This window comes from Haloterrigena gelatinilytica, from assembly GCF_013342145.1.
GTDB classification, from domain to species: Archaea; Halobacteriota; Halobacteria; order Halobacteriales; family Natrialbaceae; genus Haloterrigena; species Haloterrigena gelatinilytica.
Genome location: NZ_JABUQZ010000001.1, coordinates 1764570 through 1785234, shown reverse-complemented (window position 1 = coordinate 1785234; position 20665 = coordinate 1764570). Strand labels below are relative to the sequence as shown.

The 20665-nt window shown below is 68.3% G+C and carries 22 protein-coding genes and 1 pseudogene; 16 read left to right on the top strand and 7 right to left on the bottom strand.

Annotation, left to right across the window (positions count from 1 at the left end; all coding sequences use genetic code 11):
• Positions 1 to 83 precede the first annotated feature (83 nt).
• Both HTZ84_RS09010 and HTZ84_RS09005 read right to left on the bottom strand, forming a co-directional pair.
• Entirely contained in the window at positions 84 to 989 is a 906-nt protein-coding gene (locus tag HTZ84_RS09010) for an FkbM family methyltransferase (protein WP_174680361.1), read from the bottom strand.
• Between the two features lie 218 nt (positions 990 to 1207).
• Entirely contained in the window at positions 1208 to 5029 is a 3822-nt protein-coding gene (locus tag HTZ84_RS09005; protein ID WP_174680360.1) for a glycoside hydrolase family 97 catalytic domain-containing protein, read from the bottom strand.
• A gap of 235 nt (positions 5030 to 5264) precedes the next feature.
• On the opposite strand from HTZ84_RS09005, the pseudogene HTZ84_RS09000 reads away from it, so the two are divergent.
• From HTZ84_RS09000 to HTZ84_RS08985, 4 genes and pseudogenes are all read left to right on the top strand, one after another.
• Positions 5265 to 6715 (top strand): annotated as a pseudogene (locus HTZ84_RS09000) (MATE family efflux transporter).
• A gap of 378 nt (positions 6716 to 7093) precedes the next feature.
• Positions 7094 to 8026: a sulfide-dependent adenosine diphosphate thiazole synthase gene (locus HTZ84_RS08995; protein ID WP_174680359.1), complete on the top strand. Its 933-nt coding sequence runs from the start codon at positions 7094 to 7096 to the stop codon at positions 8024 to 8026.
• A 300-nt stretch (positions 8027 to 8326) separates the two neighbouring features.
• Positions 8327 to 9100 (top strand): DUF7001 family protein, encoded by a 774-nt coding sequence (locus tag HTZ84_RS08990; RefSeq protein WP_174680358.1) that lies wholly within the window; start codon positions 8327 to 8329, stop codon positions 9098 to 9100.
• A 90-nt stretch (positions 9101 to 9190) separates the two neighbouring features.
• Positions 9191 to 9601, top strand: a complete 411-nt coding sequence (locus HTZ84_RS08985; RefSeq protein ID WP_174680357.1) for an acyl-CoA thioesterase — start codon at positions 9191 to 9193, stop codon at positions 9599 to 9601.
• A 25-nt stretch (positions 9602 to 9626) separates the two neighbouring features.
• Here HTZ84_RS08985 and HTZ84_RS08980 read toward each other — a convergent pair whose 3' ends face one another.
• The 3 genes from HTZ84_RS08980 to dcd all read right to left on the bottom strand — a co-directional run bounded on the left by HTZ84_RS08980 (position 9627) and on the right by dcd (position 12225).
• The gene (locus HTZ84_RS08980; protein ID WP_174680356.1) at positions 9627 to 10340 is read right to left on the bottom strand and encodes a class I SAM-dependent methyltransferase; all 714 of its coding nucleotides are present in this window, start codon (positions 10338 to 10340) and stop codon (positions 9627 to 9629) included.
• A gap of 1 nt (position 10341) precedes the next feature.
• A complete protein-coding gene (locus HTZ84_RS08975) occupies positions 10342 to 11241 on the bottom strand; it encodes a thiamine-phosphate synthase family protein (protein ID WP_174680355.1) in 900 nt (299 codons plus the stop codon).
• A 381-nt stretch (positions 11242 to 11622) separates the two neighbouring features.
• Positions 11623 to 12225: a dCTP deaminase gene (gene dcd, locus HTZ84_RS08970; protein WP_174680354.1), complete on the bottom strand. Its 603-nt coding sequence runs from the start codon at positions 12223 to 12225 to the stop codon at positions 11623 to 11625.
• 163 nt (positions 12226 to 12388) lie between these two features.
• On the opposite strand from dcd, the gene HTZ84_RS08965 reads away from it, so the two are divergent.
• Positions 12389 to 13204 (top strand): hypothetical protein, encoded by an 816-nt coding sequence (locus HTZ84_RS08965; RefSeq protein ID WP_174680353.1) that lies wholly within the window; start codon positions 12389 to 12391, stop codon positions 13202 to 13204.
• Between the two features lie 44 nt (positions 13205 to 13248).
• Positions 13249 to 13587, top strand: a complete 339-nt coding sequence (pth2, locus tag HTZ84_RS08960) for a peptidyl-tRNA hydrolase Pth2 (protein ID WP_174680352.1) — start codon at positions 13249 to 13251, stop codon at positions 13585 to 13587.
• A gap of 76 nt (positions 13588 to 13663) precedes the next feature.
• On the opposite strand, the gene HTZ84_RS08955 is transcribed toward pth2, so the two are convergent.
• Positions 13664 to 13909 (bottom strand): hypothetical protein, encoded by a 246-nt coding sequence (locus HTZ84_RS08955; protein ID WP_174680351.1) that lies wholly within the window; start codon positions 13907 to 13909, stop codon positions 13664 to 13666.
• A 135-nt stretch (positions 13910 to 14044) separates the two neighbouring features.
• Between HTZ84_RS08955 and truD the strand changes: the two genes are divergently transcribed.
• Both truD and HTZ84_RS08945 read left to right on the top strand, forming a co-directional pair.
• The gene (gene truD, locus HTZ84_RS08950) at positions 14045 to 15427 is read left to right on the top strand and encodes a tRNA pseudouridine(13) synthase TruD (protein WP_174680350.1); all 1383 of its coding nucleotides are present in this window, start codon (positions 14045 to 14047) and stop codon (positions 15425 to 15427) included.
• 37 nt (positions 15428 to 15464) lie between these two features.
• Positions 15465 to 15851 (top strand): hypothetical protein, encoded by a 387-nt coding sequence (locus HTZ84_RS08945; protein WP_394353262.1) that lies wholly within the window; start codon positions 15465 to 15467, stop codon positions 15849 to 15851.
• A gap of 6 nt (positions 15852 to 15857) precedes the next feature.
• On the opposite strand, the gene HTZ84_RS08940 is transcribed toward HTZ84_RS08945, so the two are convergent.
• On the bottom strand, positions 15858 to 16385 hold the full coding sequence (locus HTZ84_RS08940) for a hypothetical protein (RefSeq protein WP_174680349.1): 528 nt from the start codon (positions 16383 to 16385) through the stop codon (positions 15858 to 15860).
• A 172-nt stretch (positions 16386 to 16557) separates the two neighbouring features.
• Between HTZ84_RS08940 and HTZ84_RS08935 the strand changes: the two genes are divergently transcribed.
• The 8 genes from HTZ84_RS08935 (at position 16558) to HTZ84_RS08900 (ending at position 20665) form a co-directional block, all read left to right on the top strand.
• The gene (locus tag HTZ84_RS08935; RefSeq protein ID WP_174680348.1) at positions 16558 to 17067 is read left to right on the top strand and encodes a zinc ribbon domain-containing protein; all 510 of its coding nucleotides are present in this window, start codon (positions 16558 to 16560) and stop codon (positions 17065 to 17067) included.
• A gap of 71 nt (positions 17068 to 17138) precedes the next feature.
• Positions 17139 to 17975: a 5'/3'-nucleotidase SurE gene (gene surE, locus HTZ84_RS08930; RefSeq protein ID WP_174680347.1), complete on the top strand. Its 837-nt coding sequence runs from the start codon at positions 17139 to 17141 to the stop codon at positions 17973 to 17975.
• Between the two features lie 127 nt (positions 17976 to 18102).
• On the top strand, positions 18103 to 18864 hold the full coding sequence (locus HTZ84_RS08925) for a DUF2103 domain-containing protein (protein ID WP_174680346.1): 762 nt from the start codon (positions 18103 to 18105) through the stop codon (positions 18862 to 18864).
• A gap of 187 nt (positions 18865 to 19051) precedes the next feature.
• Positions 19052 to 19255: a hypothetical protein gene (locus HTZ84_RS08920; RefSeq protein WP_008896735.1), complete on the top strand. Its 204-nt coding sequence runs from the start codon at positions 19052 to 19054 to the stop codon at positions 19253 to 19255.
• 111 nt (positions 19256 to 19366) lie between these two features.
• Positions 19367 to 19630, top strand: coding sequence for an eL43 family ribosomal protein (locus tag HTZ84_RS08915; protein ID WP_174680345.1), 264 nt, complete (start codon positions 19367 to 19369; stop codon positions 19628 to 19630).
• 15 nt (positions 19631 to 19645) lie between these two features.
• Positions 19646 to 19780 carry a DNA-directed RNA polymerase subunit P gene (locus HTZ84_RS08910; protein WP_006181151.1) on the top strand — a complete coding sequence of 45 codons (135 nt, stop codon included), beginning with the start codon at positions 19646 to 19648 and terminating at the stop codon, positions 19778 to 19780.
• 6 nt (positions 19781 to 19786) lie between these two features.
• Positions 19787 to 20050: a KEOPS complex subunit Pcc1 gene (locus HTZ84_RS08905; protein WP_174680344.1), complete on the top strand. Its 264-nt coding sequence runs from the start codon at positions 19787 to 19789 to the stop codon at positions 20048 to 20050.
• A 114-nt stretch (positions 20051 to 20164) separates the two neighbouring features.
• Positions 20165 to 20665 carry a DUF2243 domain-containing protein gene (locus tag HTZ84_RS08900; RefSeq protein ID WP_174680343.1) on the top strand — a complete coding sequence of 167 codons (501 nt, stop codon included), beginning with the start codon at positions 20165 to 20167 and terminating at the stop codon, positions 20663 to 20665.

The following is a 20665-nucleotide window of genomic DNA, read 5'->3' as shown; positions in this document are numbered from 1 at the left end:
GGGTGTGCGTGCGGTGTGCGCGGTCGTGCGATCGCGTGTGCGCGAGGACCGTGCCGCGGGTGCCGCGGTGACTCGGTCCGCGGTCAGGACGGCCGCGGTTCCTCGCCGCCCCGACCGAGCAGTCGCGAGACGCGCCCCGTCGATCCCGTCGAGCCCTGCCGGGCCACGAGGATCGGGTTCCTGTTCGACCGATGCCGACCGAGATACTCGCGGGCGACCGAGAAGCCGAACTCGGTGAGCGTCGACTCGAGTTCGTCGGTGTTCCCGTGGGGCTCGACGTAGACCCGGCGGACGGCGCCGTTCGACAGCGTCGACTCGAGGCCCGCGAGCACCGCCGGGCCGGCGCCCTCGGCGTCGATCTTCAGCACGGTCGGCTCGGGCAGCGTTCCGTCGTCGACGAGGGTGTCGCCGCGACGGACGGGGACCGTCACCGTGTCGACGACGTCTGCGGACTCGCGACGCTCGGGCGTCAGCGTGTGCTCCTGCGAGCCGGGTTCGTCGTCGTAGCGCACCGCCAGTTCGGTCGTCCCGTCGGCGTCCCCGAGCGCGAACGGGGCGACGGTCGCGTCGACGCCGTTCCGCCGGAGATTTCGCCGCAACAGGTCTACGGTCGGCGGATACGGCTCGAACGAGACCGCGGCGCCGTCACCCGCGAGCCGCGAGCCGACGAGACAGCTGTAGGTGCCGGCGTTGGCGCCGACGTCCCAGAAGACGTCGTCCGGGCGGACGCGCTCGAGGAGGTCCCGGTAGATCGGCTTCTCGACCGTCTCCGCGACGCTCAGGACGCCGAGCGTCGACCGCGTCGGGACGGCGAACGTCGCCGTTTCGCCGTCGATACGGAGCGTCTTTTCGCCGCCGTTGATCGTCCGGTAGCCCGCCCAGAGTCCCCACTCGAGGAGTTCGTTGATCCCCGTCGCGTGCGCCGCTCGCTTGATCGGCCCCCTGTAAACCGTCTGGAAAAGCCGTTCGATGGAGTCGATCGCCGCCATACGCTACTCACGCCGACGAGAGCCATAAGTAATAGCCACGAATATCACATATCGATCGAGAACGGATACAGTCGCCAGTTCGTGACGGTTTCGCGGAAAACGGGCCGGAGCGGCGGAGAACTCGAGGACGGTCGTCGCCTCGAGTGTTCGTCGTCGGACCGAATTCCGGTTCCGGTTCCGGTTCCGGTTCGGTAGCGCTCCGAATCAGGAGCGAGCGATCACAGTTCGACGAACGGGAGCGTCGCCAGCGAGTCCGCGTCGTACGCGAGCGCCTCGGACTGGTCGACGTCCGGCGGCGTCAGGAGGTCGACGATTCGCGGCGCGTTCTCGACCGCGTCTTCGCGCGCGCCGCCGAAGACGTAGCCCTCGGCCTCGACGCCGACGTCGCGGAACGTCCCGCGGTCCTCGGAGCCGACCACGGGGACGACTTCGGCGTTCGCGATGTCGACGCCGAGCGCGTCCTTCTCGACGGAGAGAACGGCCGTATCGCTCTCGAAGTCGACGATGATCGACGGCGATCCGAGGTCGGTCCCGGCCGCGTCGACGACGCTCGAGCCGAAGCCGCTGGCGGCGACGCGGTAGTGCCAGTCGGCGTCGAAGGCAGCGGTGACCTCGAGGTCGCCGAGTTCGGTGGACCGACCGCCGTCCAGGGACGGATCGCGGAGATAGACCGCGAAGTAGTGGGGCGAGAACTCTCCGCCGAAGGTGTCGTAGAGCTCTTCGACTTCGAAGGCGAACCGATACGCGTCGTCGGCCTCGTAGACGGCGAACGAGCGCAGGTCGAACGCGCCCTCCCGGAAGTCGTCGCTGGTCGGGTAGGTGTACTCGCCGGGACCGCGGTCGTCGCCGGCCGGGTCGTCGAACTCGGCGACGAGGTCGCCGGGGGCGACGGTGACCGTTTCGGACGCGAGGGCGGTCCCGTCGTCCGGATCGCGTAGGACGACGTCGTACGTGCCGATCGACGTGATCGCGTAGCCGAGAGCGACGGTCTCGTCGGTCGCTCCGGGCGAGAGCCGGACGTTGTCGACGGTCTCGCGCTCGCCGTCGACCTCGATCGCGACCGTAGTCCCGCCGACGAAATCGCCGTCGTTCGAGCCGGTCGCCGTAATGAACGGATCGTCGAGTCCCGCTCGATCGTCGATCTCGTAGCGCACGTCCTGGGTGGGCCGCTCGTAGGTCGGGAGCTCCTCGCGTTCCTCGCCCGTCGCGGGACGGAGTCGGATCGCCGTCCCGCCGCTGCGGGCCATCGAGGCGAGGATCGTCGCGCTCGGATCGACGACGGCCTCGTCGATCCTGACGGCCTCGGGGTCGGACTCGTAGCCGCCGCCGAGGCCGTCGGAGTAGATCTCGGCGACGTACTTGGGGCCCTCGGGACCGTTTCCGTTCCCCTTGCCGCCGGACTTTCCGGGCGCGAGGAACTCGAGCGGCACGTCGACGGCGCGGCCGCCCTCGTCGGTCATCGCGCCGACGTACCACTCCTCGCCCTTCCGGCGGGCGGTGACGACGTAGTCGCCGATCTCGCTATCGACGACGTGCGTCTCGTCCCAGCCGGCCGCGGGAACCGACTCGATGAACTCGAATGCGGGTTTCGCGTCGAAGTTCTCGTTCTCGGGCGTGTACCCCTCGTACTCGGCCGGGACCGGAGACGGCGCGTCGGGTTCGCTGACCCCGATCGTGTTGAGGTTGAAGCCGCCGACGTCGCCCTCGAACGCCTCGCCCGACTCGTCGTAGTGTAGTTCGATCGCGATCTCGTTGTCGCCGTCCTCGAGGTCGATTTCCGTCGTGAAGACCGCCCACTGGTCCCAGTAGCCGGTGAAGTCGGGGTTGATGGTCGTCGTCTCGCCGTTGACGCGTAGCGTCGCCCGGGTTTCGCCGGCCTCGACGACTCGCCGGGCGTTGTCCTCGGGGGCCGCCGCGTACCGGAGGTGGAGTTCGTGCGTGCCCGCCTCGGCGTCTTCGACGGTGAAGGAGACGGACGACCCCGACGGAACGCGGTTCGGGTCGACCGCGACGTAGTTCGTGCCGAAGGCGTTTCGCCACTCGTCCAGCGTGACGAAGCCGTCGATGTCGCCGGAGGCCGCCTGCAGGCACTCGCCGACGACGAGTGTCTCGTCGACGTAGGCCTCGACGCGGTCGGCGACCATCTGCAGCCCGCTCAGGTAGTTGGGATAGAGGGCGAGCTGTTTCGCTCGCGTCGTCTGTATCTGCCCGCCCCGATCGTCGTTAAACGTGATGTCGAAGATACCCGGCTGGTAGCTGACCGGCCCGGCCAGATTCCGGGTGAACGGGAGCGTGACGTGGTGGTCCGGAGCGACGTCGGCGCTCAACTGCTCGAAGCCGTCGTACTCCTGGGCCTTGACGACCTCGCGGTTGGCGACGTTGGGGTAGGTCCGGATCTCCCCGGTCGGCTTGATCCCCTCGTGGATCTCGAGCATCTGGCGGTTCGCCGCGGCGGCCTCGATGACCAGCCGGTGGTGGTTGACCGCGAGCTGGTTGTGCTGGTTGTGCGTCGGCTCGGCGCCGTCGCCCTCGATACCCAGCCCTGGGTCGGAGACGTAGCCGTTCTTGATCGAGTGAATGCCGACGTCCTCGTACTGCTGGAAGATGTCGTCGTTCAGAATCTGGTCCTCGTAGTGGGGCAGCGCGCCAGCGGTCTCGTTGTGGATCGTCATCTCCGCGTCGGACTCGAGCGAGCGCCCGAAGTCGGTCACCTCGCGAACGTCGAAGTCCGGATAGGAGTCGTCGACGCCGAACTCGAGTCCGGTGCCGTCGCCGGGATAGGTGTCCCAGCCCTCGTTCCACCCCTCGACGAGGACGCTGTCGAGACCGTTCTCCGCCGCGAAGTTCATGTAGCGCTTCATCCGTTCGGTCCGGGCGCCGTGGACGTATCCCGCCGCGTCCTCGGGACTGTCGAAGGAGTCGTCCGGCCGGTACTCCCAGTTGGCGGAGCCGGCGATCATCGTCCACCAGATGCCGACGTACTTGCGCGGCTCGATCCAGTCGGTGTCGGGCTCGCCGTCGACCGTCGGCATGGCCGACTCCTTCAGTTCGGAGCTCAACAGCGGGATCAGCTCCGACTCGATCAGGTCGCCCGGCCGGCGGCCGATCTGGATCGTCCGCCACGGCGTCGCGTTCGGGAGTTCCAGCGACGCCTTCGTTCCGTCCGGCAGCGGCGTGAGCTCCGTGACGAGCTCCGTTCCGCCCTCGTCGGACCGCGGCGCGAGCGTCGCGGCCGCGTAGTCCTCGAGGTCCGCCTCGTGAACGCTCAGGTAGACGTCACCGTCGCCTGTCTCGACGGTCAGCGGCGTGTGCGCGCCGTTTCGCATCGGCGTCCCCGTGGGTCGGGTCTCCCGCCGACCGCCGGGGATTTCGCTGAGCGGCGTCTCCTCGTACTCCTGTTCGAACCGGGGGTTGGTGACCTCGTTTCGGATCCACCAGGCGGTGTCGTCGTCGGCGAACGCGAACGCGGTGTTCTCCGACGTGACGACGGCCCGTCCGCTGTTGCTCGCGAAACTGTCGCCGAAAACGACCCGGAGGCCGACGCCGTCGTCGAAGACGCGGACCTCGAGGTTCGCCGACCGGCCCGGTTCGGCCGTCTCCTCGAGTCCGACCACGAGCGCGTTGTACTCGGCGCTCACGCTATCGTACGCGCCCCAGACGGGCTCCCAGACCTCCGTTTCCGACGCGCGTTCGCTCCCGGTGACCGCGACGTCGGAACCGGTCGTGCCGTCCGCGCTCGCCCCGAACGAGGGCTGGTTCCGGAAGTCGAAGCCGATCGGTGACGGCTCGAGAGGGGTCGTGCCGTCGACCGCCACCGCGTAGCGCGGGGTCCCGTCGGAGACGTCGACGGTCACCTCGACGGTACCGTCCGGCGAACTGACGCACTGGACGGCGCGGTCGTCGCCGTTCGCGACTCGCGCCGCCGCGTCTTCGGGGACGGCTCGCGTGTACGCTGCCGCGGCCGCGAGTCCCGTTACACCGCCGAGGAACCGGCGGCGACTCGAATGAGAGAACGATTGTTGTAAATGTTCTTCAGACATCCAGGTAGTGCCTGTCACACCCTCGCACATAAATGTACGGGACGTTCACAACAACCGTACTCCTTCTTTCGGCCCGCGAATCCGAACCGTTTCGAACCGCGGACGCTCGAGTTCCGGCCTCGTAGAGTCGGCAATCCGTTCGCGGGAGGCGAGCCCTTTTCACTCGAGCGAGCGAGACTCGGACGGAAAGACAGTGGTAGAGACGGACTCGCAACCGGAGCGAAAGCGCGTCGACATGACGACGGGGGCGATTCCCCCGAAGCTCGCCCGCCTCGCGTGGCCGCTGGTCCTGGGGAACCTCCTCCAGACCGTCTACAACCTCGCGGACATGTTCTGGGTCGGCCGCGTCAGCAGCGACGCCGTCGCCGCCGTCTCGCTGATGTTTCCCCTCTCGTGGCTGTTCGTCTCGACGGCGATCGGGATCACGGCGGCGACCATCGCCCTGGTCTCCCAGTACGTCGGCTCCGGGAACGACCGGATGGCCGATCGCGTGGTCGCCCAGACGGTCCTGCTGACGCTGGCGGTCTCGGGCGTCCTCGCCGCGGCCGGTCTGGTCTTTCGCCGCCCGCTGCTCGAGCTGATCGGCGCCCGCGGGCCGGTGTTCGCCGAGGCGCTGGCGTACATCGAGGTCATCTTCCTCGCCTTACCGCTAACCTTTCTCTTCTTCGCGTTCCGGTCGTCGCTGCAGGGCGCGGGTGACACGAAGACGGCGATGTGGCTCGTCGTCGTCTCGGCCGGCGTCAACGTCGTCCTCGACCCGTTCCTCATCCTCGGCTGGGGCCGTTCCCGGCCTGGGGGACCCGCGGCGCCGGCGTCGCGACGTTCTGCTCCCGCGGGCTGGCCGCCGCCGCGGGGATCTACATCCTGCTCGACGGGAGCTTCGGCGTTCGCCTCCGACTCGAGGATCTCACGCCCGACGTCGACGTTCTGAGACGGCTCGTCGACGTCGGCTATCCGTCGACGATCGACGGCTGGGCGCGCAGTTTCGCCTCGGTCGCGATGGCCGGACTGGTCGCCCGCTTCGGCGCGACGCCGACCGCAGCCTACGGGATCGGCGTCCGGCTGATGTCCGTGACGTGGGCGGTCGCCGGCGCCGTCGGCAACGCGACCGCGACCGGCGTCGGCCAGAACCTCGGCGCGGAGACGCCCGAGCGAGCGGCGGCCGTCGCGCGGACCGCGACCGCGGGGACGATGGTCGTGATCGGCGCCGTCGCCGCGGTCCTGATCGCGTTTCCGGCCCAGGCCATGCGGCTCTTCGTCGCCGACCCCGACGTGATCGCCGAGGGCGTCGTCTTCCTGCGAATCATGGCGCCGTTCTGGACGCTGTTCGCGGGCGTCATGGTCGTTCAGGGCGCCTTCCGCGGCGCCGGCAACACCCGCGAGGCGATGGTGCTCTCGTTCCTCTCGCGGTGGATCTTCCGGGTCCCCGTCGCGCTCGTGCTGGCGTTCGCGTGGACGGTGACCGTTCCCGTCCTCGGCCTCGAGATCGGCGGGCTCGACTGGGGCATCGAGGGGATCTGGTGGGCGTACTCGTTCGGCATGGCCGTCTCGTTCGTCGTCGCCGTCGCCTGGTTCCGGCTGGGAACGTGGCGCGAGGGCGTCATCGACGAGGAAGACGGAGACGAGGCCGCGACTCGAGACGAGCCGGCGACGGGCGAGAGCGATCCGGAGCTGACCGACGACTGAGACCGCTCGAGACGAACGCGGAGCGTCAGGGAGCCACCACCCTGTCGCACGCATCTCCCGCTACTGGAAGAAACGTGTGTCCTACCTGGAGACGATCCGGAGCGAGGTACCTCGAGAGCTACTGGCCGAGTGCGGAACCGAGCTGCTCACCTCGAAGAAGTCAGGACGTCCCGTAGACGACACGGGACGGCCATTGAGAGGAGAGCGCGACTATCCTCCGTACCCCCACCGGCCGTCAGCGTTCGGGTGAACTGAGGCGACGATAGACTCGATAGCCACGATCAATCACTGAAATTTTCCCAACACACGTCTGCAAAATGAATATTCGTGGCCCCATCACGATAGACTTTTCACCACACGGTGCTACCACCAAGTTGTATGAGCGAATTCGAGCAATTCAGTCAGGTGGGAGAGGCAGACGTTACCCGCGCGATCGGACAGGAGTGGACCGAGGAGTTCATGGACTTCTCGGACTCGGACGTCATCATCGTGGGCGGCGGGCCCTCGGGGCTGACGGCCGCGAAGGAACTGTCCGAGCGCGGCGTCAAGACGATGGTCGTCGAGAAGAACAACTACCTCGGGGGCGGCTTCTGGCTCGGCGGGTTCCTGATGAACAAGGTCACCGTACGGGACCCGGCCCAGCAGATCCTCGACGAACTCGACGTCTCCTACAAGCAGTCCGAAGACAGCGAGGGCCTGTACATCGCGAACGGTCCCGAGGCCTGTTCCGGTCTCATCAAGGCCGCCTGCGACGCGGGCGCGAAGATGCAGAACATGACCGAGTTCACGGACATCGTCATCCGCGAGGACCACAAGGTCTCGGGGATCGTGATGAACTGGACGCCGGTCCACGCGCTCCCGCGCGAGATCACCTGCGTCGACCCGATCGCCGTCGAGGCCGATCTGGTCATCGACGCGACCGGCCACGACGCGATGGCCGTCAAGAAACTCGACGAGCGCGGCGTCCTCGACGCGCCGGGCATCGCCGACGCCGAGGAGTCCGCGACGGGCATGGACCAGACCGGCGACGATAGCTACGGCGCACCGGGCCACGACTCGCCGGGCCACGACTCCATGTGGGTCGGCAAGTCCGAGGACGCCGTCGTCGAGCACACCGGCCTCGTCCACGACGGCCTGATCGCCACGGGGATGGCCACCGCGACGACCTACGGCCTGCCGCGCATGGGCCCGACCTTCGGCGCCATGCTCGTCTCCGGCAAGCGCGCCGCCCAGGTCGCGCTCGACGAACTCGAGGTCGACGCCGAACCGGTCGACATCACCTCGCGCGCGGCGACGCCGGCCGACGACTAACCGCACCCCGCGAACAGCGCATTTTTCGCCGGTCTCGACGCCCGATTAGTCGTTGATCCAGCCGTAATCGGATTCGTCGTCGGTCAGGGATTCCTCGCAGTACTCGCAGACGTCGCTCTCGGCCGAGATCCGCGCCCCGCACGACCGGACAGTTCGGTTTCGATTTCGGCGTCGCGTCGCCGTCTCCGAGCCCTTCATCCACCAGCGTTGGAGTGCTCACCCGCTTGCTCCGTTCACTCGAGGCCACCAAACTCGCCGTCGACCGCAACTGTTTCACCAGATGGTACAACTAGGTTATATATGGTCGATACTGTCGTCTGCTATCGCGCCCCCTCGACCGTCGCCGACAGCGAGGCGATCGGCGACTGGCTCGAGGCTCGCATCGACGCCTCGGTCTCGATCCGCGACCGGTTCCTCGACGTCCACCGGAGCGACGACCTCGCCGAGCGGTTCGCCGAGGCGCGAGTCCCCTCGCCGTACGAGCGCGAGACCGGCAACACGATGCTCGGAACCATTCGCTACGAGGAACGGGCCCTCGAGCACCCCGAACGCGAGGGCGGGGTCCTCTACGATGGCACGCAGATCCAGCGGGCGCTCAACAGCGCACTCCCGGCGTCCGAACGGGACCTCGAGACGCTCCACGTCGCGGTTCTGGACCGCGCGATCGGCACCTGGGGCGACCACGACGGCCGCTGGCACAAGCGGGTGAACGTCCTCGGCCAGCCCGCGCTGGTGTCGGTGCCGGGACTCTACGAGGCACCCGCCAAACCCGAGGCGTACTACAAAGAAAAGCAGCGCCACGCGCTGCTATCGGGCGACGCGCCGCCCCGCGAGGTCCTCGAGAACCAGGTCGAGGGCGACTTTCTGGTCGCGGACGACCCGCGAACGACGGACGCGCTGAAGGGGTACGTCCTGCAGGCGTACCACTACCTCGAGACGGGCGAGGCCTTCTGCGACCGGGAGGGCTGTCGCCTCTACAACGCCCACTACCACGAGGACCTGATCGAGGCGCAGTTGCGCGAGCCGGCGTTCTGTACGGCGCACGCCCGCCTGTACGAGCAGCGAGAGGCGTGAACGGCCGTCCCGCTACGAAGCGCGGGAGCGCCGCTCGGAATTGCCAGAACCGCAGTCCTCTTTTGTGACAGCCGACTTCGACAACGTACAATGAGTGCTCCGTTTACCGTCTCGGTTCCCGTCCGGTATCGCGATCTCGATCCGCTGGACCACGTCAATCACGCCGTCTTCGCGACCTACCTCGAGATCGCGCGCACCGACTACCTGGAATCGGTCGTCGACATCCCCACCGAGGAGATCTCCTTCGTCATCGCGAACCTCGAGATCGACTACGAGCGGCCGATCGTCAAGGGCGACGACCCCGAGGTCTCCCTCCGCGTCTCGCGTCTGGGCGACTCGAGTTGCACGATGACCTACGAGATCAGCGTCGGCGACGACGTCGCCGCGACGGCGGAGACGACCATGGTCCACATCGACCCCGAGACGAAACGACCCGCGCCGTTCCCCGACGAGATCCGCGAGCCGATCGCGGCGTACGAGGGCCTCGAGACGACGGCCTGAGTCGGCGCGCAGCGCGCGACGTCCTTTACTCGAGTTCTCCGCCGGTCAGTCGCACGACCCCGAAGACGTGGCGCTCGTCGGCGACGGCCGTCGACCGCTCGCGGAGGCGCGCGTGGGCGGCCCGGATCTTCTCGTCTAACCGTCGGTGCGGGTCGTCCTCGTAGCGCAGCTTCGTCGTCGGCGGCGTCGAGAGGACGACGATCGCCCGGAAAACCGCGTTGACCGCCGGCGCGTACCACTCGCGGCTCGAGGCGGCGTTGGCGAGGACGACGTGACCGCCGGGACCGACGAGGTCGCACCAGTCGTCGACCGCGCCCGCGGGATCGGCGAGCATGCCGACGACGAACGTCGCGAGGACGGCGTCGACGTCCGAATCAGCGGCCAGCGGCGGCTGCGTCGCGTCGCCCCGAACGACGTGGACGTTGTCGTACTCGGCCGTCAGCTCCCGGGCCCGCTCGAGCACCGGCCCGGTGAAATCGACCCCGACGACGGTTCCCTCGGGGCCGACCCGCTCGCGCAGATACGGGAGGTTCGCGCCCGTCCCGCAGCCCATCTCGACGACGGTGTCTCCGGGCTCGAGTCGGCAGGCGGCGGCCCCGCGCCGTCGCAGCTTCGGAATCCCGGGGGTTCGACGCGCGACGAGATCGTAGAGGTCGGCCCAGCGGCCGTAGAACTCCCGTGCGCTCTCGGCGTCGGTCTCCGCGCGCAGCGTTCGGAGCTTCGAGCGCAGGTCCGCCATCTCAGATCAGCGAGCGAACCGCGTCCGCGACCGATTCGGCGTCCGATCCCAGGACGTAGATCAGCGGCTCGATCCCCATGCCGCCGGTCTGGTAGAGCACCGTCGCCTCGGGTTCGTCCTCGATCGCGGCACCCACGCTCGAGGCGACGTCGTTGGATTCGTCGAACTCCGCGGTCACGTGGCCCTGCTCGGTCAGTTCGGCGAGGAGGTCCGGCTCGTAGCGGATGTTGATCGCCGCCGACGCGTCCGCGCCGTGCTCGCGCGCGGCCAGCAGGACGCTCGCGACGTGTTCGGAGACGCCGAACTCGGGGTCGGACGGCACCGTCGCCTGCCCCTTGACGTCGAAGATCCGGCCGGGGACGCCGGCGACGTCGTCGACGTCGCCCGCGTCGGGCGTGCAGGCGACCAGATTGGCGCCGACCGCCGGGATCAGGGTCGCGAAGCCCCCCGCGTTCTCGAGGATACGCAGCCCGCGTCGCAGCGACGAGAGGACGCGTTCGCTGGTCCGCAGGTCGTTTTCGGGGTCGTGGACGCGGAAGCTCGCGCCGTGGTCGGCGAGCTCCGGGACGGCCTCCTCGTGGAGCTGGGCCAGGAGATCGCCGCCGCTCTCGAGGTCGCGAACGAGGACTTCGATCTCGATCAGCGCCTGGACGGGCGTGACGTCGCCGGCCGCGAGCCCGTCGGCGAGTTCGGAGACGAGCGCCTCGACGCGCTCGTCGTCGGCGATGCGTTCGTTGGTGGTGACGTCGCCGTGGGCGTACTTCGAGACGGCGCTCTGGCTGATGCCGAGCACGTCGGCGACCTCGCTCTGGGTGAGCCCGCGGTCGCGGAGTTCCCCGGCGAGCAGCGAGCGTACCGTCGGGAGGAACTCGTCCACGACGATTTCTTCGACGAATTGCATTTGCGGCCCCTATGTCCGCCGGCGGAATAACTTGTGGGTCACGAACCCGGTATGCGCCTGTGAGACACGGAGCGACCGTAGAACGGTGACCCCTACACTGCGGTGGCGCGCGCCGTGCCGCGGTGAACATGCGAGGCGCGAGGGAACCGAGCGCCTCGAGAAACGAGCGGGGACCGAAGTGACCCGCGAGTAACTGGTGAACCGCGGTACAAACACGTGCGAGGGACGAGCGAGTGAACGAAGAGAGCGAGCGAATCGGCTGGGGAGGGTGTGGCAATTACCGTTGCCACGAGCAGAACGCTCGAGCTGCCTGTAGCCACTCGAGCAATGGACTCACGTGTCTACCAGCGCCCGAAACGAGAAGAGAGCGATCGTAGTCGGTTACCGATCGCGCTCGAGTTGGTCGCCGCCGAACTCGTGGTCGCTCTGGATCCGGGAGGCCTGCGGGCCGTCCTGGTCCTGGTACTTCGAGCCGCGCTCGCTACCGTAGGGTCGCTCCGCCTCGGTCTTCAGTTCGGTGAACGTCAGCTGGGAGATCCGCATTCCGGGCGTGAGTGCCACGGGCGCGGTGCCGAGATTCGACAGTTCGAGGGTGATCTGTCCGCGGTAGCCGGGGTCGCACAGCCCCGCCGTCGCGTGGACGACCACGGCGAGGCGACCCAGGGACGACCGGCCCTCGACGTGGGCGATCAGGTCCGGCGGGATCTCGACGCGCTCGTGGGTCGTCCCGAGCACGAAGTCCCCCGGATGCAGGATGAAGTCGTCGCCGTCCTCGACGATGGTCTCGGTGACGTACTCGTCGACCTCCTGTTCGGAGTTGGGGTGAATACAGGGGATGTTCGTCCGCTGGAACTCGAGGAACTCTCGGCCGAGTCGGAGGTCGATGCTCGCGGGCTGGATCTGCAACTCGGGGTCGTCGAGGGGGTCGACGACGAGGTCGCCGGCCTCGAGTCGCTCGAGGATGTCCGCGTCGGAGAGGATCATATCGAGTAGGGGCGTCCCACGGGTTCCTAAATCACCCGATCCGATTCGGCGGCCGACGGACGAGTGACGGAAATCCGAAGTGTTTCGATACATTACAACTGCAAGTATACTTTCTCGGTCGCGGCCCGAATCAATTAGTAGGTGGTACCCCGAACAGGTTCCCATGGAGGGGAAACAGGAGCGGTTCAACGGCGATGCACGGATCTTGCATCAGCGAGCGGTCAGAATCCCGCTTCCCGACGACGAGGCCGAGCGAGTCTTCCACGAGAACATGCGAACCATCGCGGAGGCCCACGAGCGGAAGGCGGACCTGCTCGCCGATCCGGACGTCCCGTTGCTCACCGCCTACGAGGAGGAGTACGCGCACGCCGCCGAGAGCTTTCAGCGGCGGCTGCGACGGGTTGCGGGGGATAACTACGAGGAAGTCGCGATGGCGTACTTTCGGGGCGACCGCGACGATCGGGTCGCGAAGATCGCCGCGTACTACGTCGAGGGAGGCTGGCGAGTCCAGCAGTGGGCCACCGTCACGGAGATGGTGTACGCCCCGCTGATCCTTCGCTACCCGGACAGCTTCACGGTGAACGTTCGCTTCGCCGGCGGCTACACCACGCCGGCGGCGGTCTACTACGAGTCGCCGGAACACTGCTCGGAGGAGTTGGCCGACGAACACGCCGAGACGTACTACGAGGAGAGCCAGTACACGCAGCGACAGGCGGCGGAGTACGCCCGGGGGACCGCGGACCTCATTCGCGAGGAGTTCCCGGATCCCGACGAGACTCCCTTCGAGGAACGCAAGTACGGCGGCGTGGCCTTGGTGGGGGGACGACAGGGGTCGGTCTTCTCGGAGACCTCCAAACGCGTCGCGCCCGATCCCGACCGGTTCTCCGAGTCGGTTTCGAAACCGACGCTCGTCGAAACGGGGCCGGAGGCCCGGCGAACCGAGTGCGAGCTCGGCCTCGAGAGCGAGATCGTCCGCTGATCGCGATAGTCAGGGCTAAAGGCGTTCCCGTCCTCTCCTCGGCCATGAAACAGGCCATCGTCGCCCGCACGGACATCGGTATGGGACAGGGGAAACTCGCCGCGCAGGTCGCTCACGCGTCGCTGTCGGCCTACGAGAAGGCGGACGGCCAGCTACAGAGCCAGTGGAAGCAGGGCGGTCAGAAGAAGGTCGTCCTGAAAGGCGAGAGCGAGCGCCAACTCCACGAACTCGCCGCGATCGCCGACAGCGAGGGCATCCCCAACGCGATCGTCCGAGACGCGGGCCACACGCAACTCGAGCCCGGAACGGTCACGACGCTGGCCGTCGGTCCGGCGGGAGACGACCGCGTCGACAGCGTCACGGGCGAACTCTCCCTCTTCTGAGACTCCGTCGAGCCGATCACCGACTCGGAGTCCGCGACGACGCCGACCGCAGTAGCGAGACCCGAGCCGTCGCCCGTCAGGCCGCCAGCCAGAGCGCCGCCCCGACGAGTCCGCCGCCCACGACGATCGCGCCGATTCGCGCCGTCCGCGCCTCGAGCGGCCCGTCGATGCGCTCGAACGCGATGATGGTGATCGGAACGAGGCCGATTCCGAGCAGGAACCCGAATCTGGGCCAGTCGCCCGTCGCGAGCACCACGAGCCCGATTCCGATCGCCAGGCCGGCCGATAGCTCGAGCGGCCGCCGGAGGTCGGTCGCGTCCATACGACCGCGTTCGGTCAACAGTCCAATAACTCGTTCGATCACCCGTCTCATCGCTCTCCGGTCGACTCGCTCGCGTTCCGCTCGAGGCGAGAACGAACCGATTTATCCCCGGCCGCCTAAGCGCCGCCATCCAGCATGCGCCCGGCACATCCCACGGAGCAGGCCGTCGGCATGGAGCACTACGTCACCGATACCGACGGCGTCGGCGGCCGCCTTCGCGCGGACGACGACCACTTCCGCGTGCGCGAACGCGAGCGCTTCGACACCCAGCCCGTCGACGCGGCGACGGACGCCTACCCCTACCTCGTCGTTCGCGCGACGCTGTCGGGCTGGGACACCAACGACTTCGTCGGCCGGCTCTCGGACGCGCTCGGCGTCTCCCGCGAGCGGGTCAACTGGGCCGGGACGAAGGACAAGTACGCGGTCACCACGCAGCTGTTCTCGATCTACGGCGCCGACCCCGCGGACCTCCCCGACGTCCGCGGCGCCGACATCGAGGTCGTCGGCCGCGCGGGCCGGTCGCTCGAGTTCGGCGACCTCGCGGGCAACGAGTTCGAACTGGTCGTCAGCGACCCCGACGACCCCCAGCGCGCGGCCGAGATCACGGACGAACTGCACGCCTTCGGGGGCCTCGAAAACGGCGCCGACGAGACGGATAACGACGACTCGGCCGACGACGAGACGACCGTCTCGATCGGCGTCCCCAACTTCTTCGGCCAGCAGCGCTTCGGCAGCCGCCGCCCGGTCACCCACGAGGTCGGCCTCGAGATCGTCCGCGGCGACTGGGCCGGCGCGGTGATGGCCTACCTCGGGAACCCCACCGACGCGGAGCCCGAGTCCACCCAGGAGGCCCGCGCGTTCGTCGAGGAGACCCGCGACTGGCAGGAAGCCCTCGAGCGGTTCCCGAACCGACTGCGCTACGAGCGCTCGCTCTGTCACGGGCTCGCCGAGGTCGACGGCGAGCCCGATCCCGCGGACTACCGCGCGGCCCTCGAGCGCCTCCCCTCCAACCTCCAGCGGCTGTTCGTCCACGCCGCCCAGTCGTACGCGTTCAACCTGATGCTCTCGGCGCGCCTCGAGCGCGGGCTGCCGTTCGACGAACCCGTGGAGGGAGACGTGGCCTGCTTCGCGGACACCGACGCGCCGGCGGGGCTCGAACTGCCCGACACCGACCGCCTCCAGCGGGTCACCGACCGTCGCGTGCGCTCGGTCCGGCGCCACTGCGAGCGCGGCCGGGCGTTCGTCACGGCGCCGCTCGTGGGCACCGAGACGGAGCTCGCCGACGGCGAGCAGGGCGAGATCGAACGCGCCGTCCTCGACGACCTGGATCTCGAGCCCGCCGACTTCGACCTGCCGGGCGAGTTCTACTCGAGCGGCACCCGGCGCGCGATCCTGGTGCGGACGACCCTCTCGCTCGAGACCGAGCCGCTGACCCTCTCCTTCGGTCTGCCGAAGGGGTCGTACGCGACGGTCGTCTGCCGGGAGTACCTGAAGGTCGATCCGGTCGACCTGGGATGAGGCGGAGATTTTTGAGGCCCTGTGTCGAAGTGAATCTATGACTTCGGGAGGCCACGGATTCGTCGCGGATCGGAACGATCGCGACGATCGAAGCGACCGCGACGGCGCCGCCGAGCGGGGAACCGGCGTCGTCGGAACGAGCGGGGACCGCGCGCTCGTCGACTGGCGGAAACTGGACGTCGACGGGACGACGGTGTACGAACTCGAGTACGACCGGCCGGCCCCGGAGCCGACGACCCGCGCGCCGACGTTCGGGCCGACCAGCGGCGGGACGGTGCCCTGCCGCGAACAGTCGGTTCGGCTGCCCGACGGCGAGCGGATCCCCGCGACCGAAGCGGCCTTCGAAGCCGAGGGGGCGACGCTGCGCGTCCGCCGCGAGGAGCCGTCGATCCTCGCCCGCCTCCGTCGGTTCGTTCCGTGGTAACGCTTCTTACGCGAGCGCGTCCCGGAGGACGATGCCGAAGCCGGCGGCGCCGACGCAGAGCGAAATCAGGCCGCCGATCCCGGTCAGCGCGAGCGCGCCGTTGATGGCGGCGGCGACGAGCAACGGCGTCAGCCAGCCGTCGTCGCGGCCGACCAGCCGCTCGGCGATGGCGAGGTAGCCGACGGCGGCGCCGACCGCCCACACCAGGTAGGCGACGAGGACGAGCGGAATCGCGACGAAGATGCCGACGATCGTGATGACTAGCAGGAAGGTGAGGAGGCCGAGTGCGAGCAGCGAGAGGATCCCGTAGAGGAAGGCGCCGAACGGATCCTCGAGGACGGCGGCCATCATCCGCTCCGTGTACGCGGGGGCGATCGCGACCAGAATCGCGCCGACGACCAGCGTGGTCAGGAACGCGCCGACCGCGCCGCCGACGAGACCGACCGGCGCGCCGACGTCGACGTCGACTCCCGGGTTCGGATTCGCCTGGGCGATCGAGACGGCCATCGTGACGGACTGAACGAAGTCGATCATACGTCCCGTAGGACGCCCTCGAGGGTAAACTGGCGCGTTCTATCAGCGCGTGCGAACGCCGCTCCCGGCGACGGGTCTCGGAAAGGCGACCGACGTTCTCGGCGAGTGCGACCCGCAAAGGTGCAGCGACGACCGCTACTAGGCTTTTGTCCGCTGGAGTCCTACAACCCCCATGCGCAGCACATCCGCGCGAAGTACGCGACTGCAACGGGAGATCGACGAGCTCGTCGCTCGGGGGTGGACGATCGAGGAGGAGGCGCCCGATCACGTGGTGATGGTCGACCGAGAGTTCGGATCGCTGGTCTCGCACCTGCTGGTCGCGATCCTGACGTTCTGGTTCTCGATGGGACTCGGAAACGTCGTCTGGGGCGCCTACAACTACGTCGCGAACTCCCGGCGGCGCGTCCTCTGGGAGGACGGCCGGGACTGTCCGAACTGCGGCGCCAGCGCCTCGCCGGACGCCGCCTACTGCCCGGACTGCGGCGAAGACCTCGCGAGCGGACGTTCCTCGAGCGCCACCGTCGTCTGTCCCGACTGCGAGGCCGCCGTCGACGCGGGCTCGCGGTACTGTCCGAACTGCGGGACGAGACTCGCCGACGCGGTCGGAGAGCGGACCGACGCGGTCGACAGTGGGGCCGGCGCGGTCGACGACGGGACTGACACGTTCGACACCGGTTCCTGAGCCGCCCGCGGACGCGTCGCCGCGGAACCGAACCGATAGGTAGCTCGCCGTCCATGCCACGACTACGACGAATGGATCCCCACGACGCGCCCCACGTCCTCCTGACGAACGACGACGGGATCGACGCGCCCGGCATCCGGGCGCTGTACGACGCCCTGACCGAGGTTGCAACAGTAACCGTCATCGCGCCCGACCGCAACCAGAGCGCCGTCGGCCGGTCGCTCTCCTACGGGCGGACCGGGTCCGAGAGCGACGACCGCTCGATCGACCTCGAGGCCGACGGCTTCACCTCGCCGGTCCCCCACGTCGACCACGAACTCGGCTACGCCGTCGACGGGACGCCCTGCGACTGCGCCATCGTCGGCGTCAACGCCCTCGAGCCCCGACCCGACCTCGTCGTCTCCGGCTGTAACTCCGGGGCGAACCTCGGTGCCTACGTCTTCTCGCGGTCGGGGACCGTCAGCGCCGCCATGGAGGCGGCGTTCCTCGGGACGCCCTCGATCGCCGTCTCGATGGACACGCTGGGCATGGAGTCGGAACTCGAGCCCGCTGACTTCGAGCACGCGGGCGAGATCGCCGCCGCGCTCGCCGCGGGGGTGCCCGGAACCGGGCTGTTCGACCGCGTCGACTACCTGAACGTCAACGTCCCGCGGCCGGACGTCGAGAGCGAGGGGGTCGAACTCACCCGGCCGACGGAGGTGTACGAGATGGACGCCGCCCTCGAGAACGGGGAGTTCCAGCTCACGAACCGGCTCTGGCAGCAGATGGCCAACCGGGACATCCCCGACCCCGAGGACACGGACCGGCACGCGCTGCTCGAGGGGCAGCTCTCGGTCTCGCCGATGCGGGTCCCCTACGACGTCGTGGAAACGGACGCGGTGGCGAAGATTCTCGAGGACATTCTGTAGCGGCCGCCGGGCCGCAGAACGAGGGAGTGCGGAGCGTTACCGACGGCGCGACCGTCGCCGGAGACGGGCCGTGAACCGGATTGGTCGAAAACGCGCCTGTTTTACATCCCTCACTCGAACGGTCGATATGGAGTGTCGCCACTGCGCATCGCCGCTCGAGAAACCCGGCGATTTCTGTCTCGTCTGCCGGGAAGCCAACACGGAAGCGATCGTCCTCGAGGCGGCACGCGAACGCGCGACACTGACGATGCTCGCGGCCGACGGCGACGGCGGAGACGACGCCGACTCGGCGAGGCGGGACGACGATCCGATTCTGGGCGAGACGACGATCACCACGATGCCCGAAGACGGCGAGAACGAGGTCGTCGAACTCCGGAACTTCGCGGGGTTGATCGGCGACGAGATCCGCCGGAAACGACCCGAAGAGGTCTACGCCGGCGGCGATCGGGCGGTGATCCAGGCCGTCCGCGAGGACATCCACCACCAGTTCTACCGCGTCGAGGACGAGGATCCCGTCGACGCCGTCCTCGAGCGGCGGGGCAACCGCGCGTTGGACGTCGTCCAGACGCCGCCCGCCGAAAAGATCGGCGGCAGCCACTCGACGCTGATCGGCGGGCGGACGGGGATGCGGGCGATCCGGACCGTCGCCGGCCACCCCCACGTCAAGAAGGTCATTCCGGGGCCGATCGACGCCGGCGGGAAGGGCTCCCAGTCGGGACTTCGCGCGAAAGTTACCCGCGCGGACGACGGCGGCAACGTTCGCATGCTCCTGCGGGACGGCTCGAGCGTCCAGGAGAACCGCGTCGTCACGACCGCGCGCGATCGGGAGATGGGCGAGCGGATTCGCGCGGATCTCAACGAAGTGCTGACCGACGCCGAGTTTCAGTAACGTCCCCATCCGCTGCGAGAGTCCGGTATCGCCGTCGCCGTTATCGCGGTCGGAGCATCGTCACCAGCGACGGCCGCGCCCGTTCTCGACGCCGTTCGCGTAAATATTGTCACTACCTGATGGAAGAGACAGTCTCTGCTGGTTCTCAGGCCCTTATCCGACCGGGTGTAATTAGATATAATTAGCCATGTTCGAGCGTCCCGACGCCGTGCTGGCTGCGATTCCACTGCTCGCGTTGAGTGGGCTCGTCCTCCGATCGGCTATCGCGCTGACGGGCATCGGGACGGGACTGCTGGCCGCTCCCCTCGCCCCCGTCGGCTACCTCGCCGCGCTGTCGCTCGTCTTCCGGGAACTGCTCGCCGGGCCGGTCGCCGAGGAGGCGACGGAGTGACCGCGAGCGGGGCGAGCCGATCGCCGCCGGCGCGCTCATCCCTCAGACGGCGCGTCGAAGCCGGCCGAACTCAACAGGTTTAAGAATCCGCTGCCGATAGCTAGCCCTACTATGGCCAAGAAAGGAAGCGTCGGTAGCGCGGGCCGGTTCGGTGCACGCTACGGTCGCGTCGCCCGACGTCGCGTCAGCGAGATCGAAGACGACATGCAGAGCGCCGAGGTCGACGGCGACGACGTCACCCGCGTCGGCACCGGCATCTGGAAGAACGAGGAGACCGGCGAGGTCTTCACCGGCGGCGCCTACCGTCCGGAGACCCCCGCCGGCCGCACCGTCAAGCGATCGATTCGCGCAGCGCTCGCCGAGGACGACGAGTAACCCTCTCGAGCCAGTATGAGTTACAAGTGCTCCCGCTGTAAACGCGACGTCCAGCTCGACGAGTACGGTGGCGTCCGCTGTCCCTACTGTGGCCACCGCGTGCTCCTGAAAGAGCGCAGCCGGGACGTCAAGGAAGTCGACGTCCAGTAACCGCGCGTGCCTTCTCACGACGCGACTCTCGAGTTCGACTACGAGACGCCGTCTCGCGCACGGCTCGTCGCCGAGAGCGTCGCCCGCGAGGTCGGCGAGATCGACGACGACCGTTCGCAGACGACCATCGACCGCGACGGCTCGACCGTCCGGATCGAGATCGACGCGGCGGACGTGATCGCCCTGCGGGCGGCGCTGAACACCTGGTTTACGCTGGTCGACGTCGCCGAACGCGCGGCCGATACCGGAACGGCGGCCCTCGAGTCGTAGGCGGCTGCGGCCGTTACCGCAGGCGCTGCGATCGTCGTCGGCCGCGACCGGCGCCGCTATCGACGGTGCAGGTGCTGGTTTTCGATTTTTGCCCGTCGGCACCGACGCATCGGTATGGCGACGGCTGACAGCCTGCGGCGGCGACTCCTGCTCGCGGGAGGAACGATCGGCTTCGGATTCGGTGCCGTCGTCGACACCGTGATCTTCCACCTCACGTTACAGACCCACCACCTGCTGTCGGGCTACTACGATCCCTACAGTCTCGACGGCTACCGGACGAACGTGATGTTCGACGGCCTGTTTCTGATCGCCACGCTCGCCATCACGTGCGTCGGCTTCGGACTGCTCTGGCGCGTGGTCAACGGCACGGACCGCCGCTTCTCGACGACGTACCTGCTCGGCTCGATCCTCGTCGGCGCGGGCCTGTTCAACGTCTACGACGGGGTCGTCGACCACTACGTGCTCGACCTGCACAACGTCGTCCACGGGACCGAGGCGTGGAATCCCCACTGGGTCGTCGTCAGCGTCATCATGCTCGCGCTCGGGCTGGGCCTCCTGCGAGCGACCGACGGCGCCGTCCGGCCGAGAAACGCCGACGCCGGACACCTCGAGTGA

Excerpts from the sequence above, each read along its gene's own strand:
- HTZ84_RS08965 (WP_174680353.1), top strand. The coding sequence starts at position 12,389 with ATGGAGGGGAAACAGGAGCGGTTCAACGGCGATGCACGGATCTTGCAT.
- HTZ84_RS08925 (WP_174680346.1), top strand. The coding sequence starts at position 18,103 with ATGGAGTGTCGCCACTGCGCATCGCCGCTCGAGAAACCCGGCGATTTC.
- HTZ84_RS08940 (WP_174680349.1), bottom strand. The coding sequence starts at position 16,385 with ATGATCGACTTCGTTCAGTCCGTCACGATGGCCGTCTCGATCGCCCAG.
- HTZ84_RS08900 (WP_174680343.1), top strand. The coding sequence starts at position 20,165 with ATGGCGACGGCTGACAGCCTGCGGCGGCGACTCCTGCTCGCGGGAGGA.
- pth2 (WP_174680352.1), top strand. The coding sequence starts at position 13,249 with ATGAAACAGGCCATCGTCGCCCGCACGGACATCGGTATGGGACAGGGG.
- HTZ84_RS08980 (WP_174680356.1), bottom strand. The coding sequence starts at position 10,340 with ATGGCGGACCTGCGCTCGAAGCTCCGAACGCTGCGCGCGGAGACCGAC.
- HTZ84_RS08995 (WP_174680359.1), top strand. The coding sequence starts at position 7,094 with ATGAGCGAATTCGAGCAATTCAGTCAGGTGGGAGAGGCAGACGTTACC.
- HTZ84_RS08985 (WP_174680357.1), top strand. The coding sequence starts at position 9,191 with ATGAGTGCTCCGTTTACCGTCTCGGTTCCCGTCCGGTATCGCGATCTC.
- dcd (WP_174680354.1), bottom strand. The coding sequence starts at position 12,225 with ATGATCCTCTCCGACGCGGACATCCTCGAGCGACTCGAGGCCGGCGAC.
- HTZ84_RS08990 (WP_174680358.1), top strand. The coding sequence starts at position 8,327 with ATGGTCGATACTGTCGTCTGCTATCGCGCCCCCTCGACCGTCGCCGAC.
- HTZ84_RS08955 (WP_174680351.1), bottom strand. The coding sequence starts at position 13,909 with ATGGACGCGACCGACCTCCGGCGGCCGCTCGAGCTATCGGCCGGCCTG.
- HTZ84_RS08915 (WP_174680345.1), top strand. The coding sequence starts at position 19,367 with ATGGCCAAGAAAGGAAGCGTCGGTAGCGCGGGCCGGTTCGGTGCACGC.
- HTZ84_RS08975 (WP_174680355.1), bottom strand. The coding sequence starts at position 11,241 with ATGCAATTCGTCGAAGAAATCGTCGTGGACGAGTTCCTCCCGACGGTA.
- HTZ84_RS09005 (WP_174680360.1), bottom strand. The coding sequence starts at position 5,029 with ATGTCTGAAGAACATTTACAACAATCGTTCTCTCATTCGAGTCGCCGC.
- HTZ84_RS08945 (WP_394353262.1), top strand. The coding sequence starts at position 15,465 with ATGACTTCGGGAGGCCACGGATTCGTCGCGGATCGGAACGATCGCGAC.
- HTZ84_RS09010 (WP_174680361.1), bottom strand. The coding sequence starts at position 989 with ATGGCGGCGATCGACTCCATCGAACGGCTTTTCCAGACGGTTTACAGG.
- truD (WP_174680350.1), top strand. The coding sequence starts at position 14,045 with ATGCGCCCGGCACATCCCACGGAGCAGGCCGTCGGCATGGAGCACTAC.
- surE (WP_174680347.1), top strand. The coding sequence starts at position 17,139 with ATGGATCCCCACGACGCGCCCCACGTCCTCCTGACGAACGACGACGGG.
- HTZ84_RS08935 (WP_174680348.1), top strand. The coding sequence starts at position 16,558 with ATGCGCAGCACATCCGCGCGAAGTACGCGACTGCAACGGGAGATCGAC.
- HTZ84_RS08910 (WP_006181151.1), top strand. The coding sequence starts at position 19,646 with ATGAGTTACAAGTGCTCCCGCTGTAAACGCGACGTCCAGCTCGACGAG.
- HTZ84_RS08920 (WP_008896735.1), top strand. The coding sequence starts at position 19,052 with ATGTTCGAGCGTCCCGACGCCGTGCTGGCTGCGATTCCACTGCTCGCG.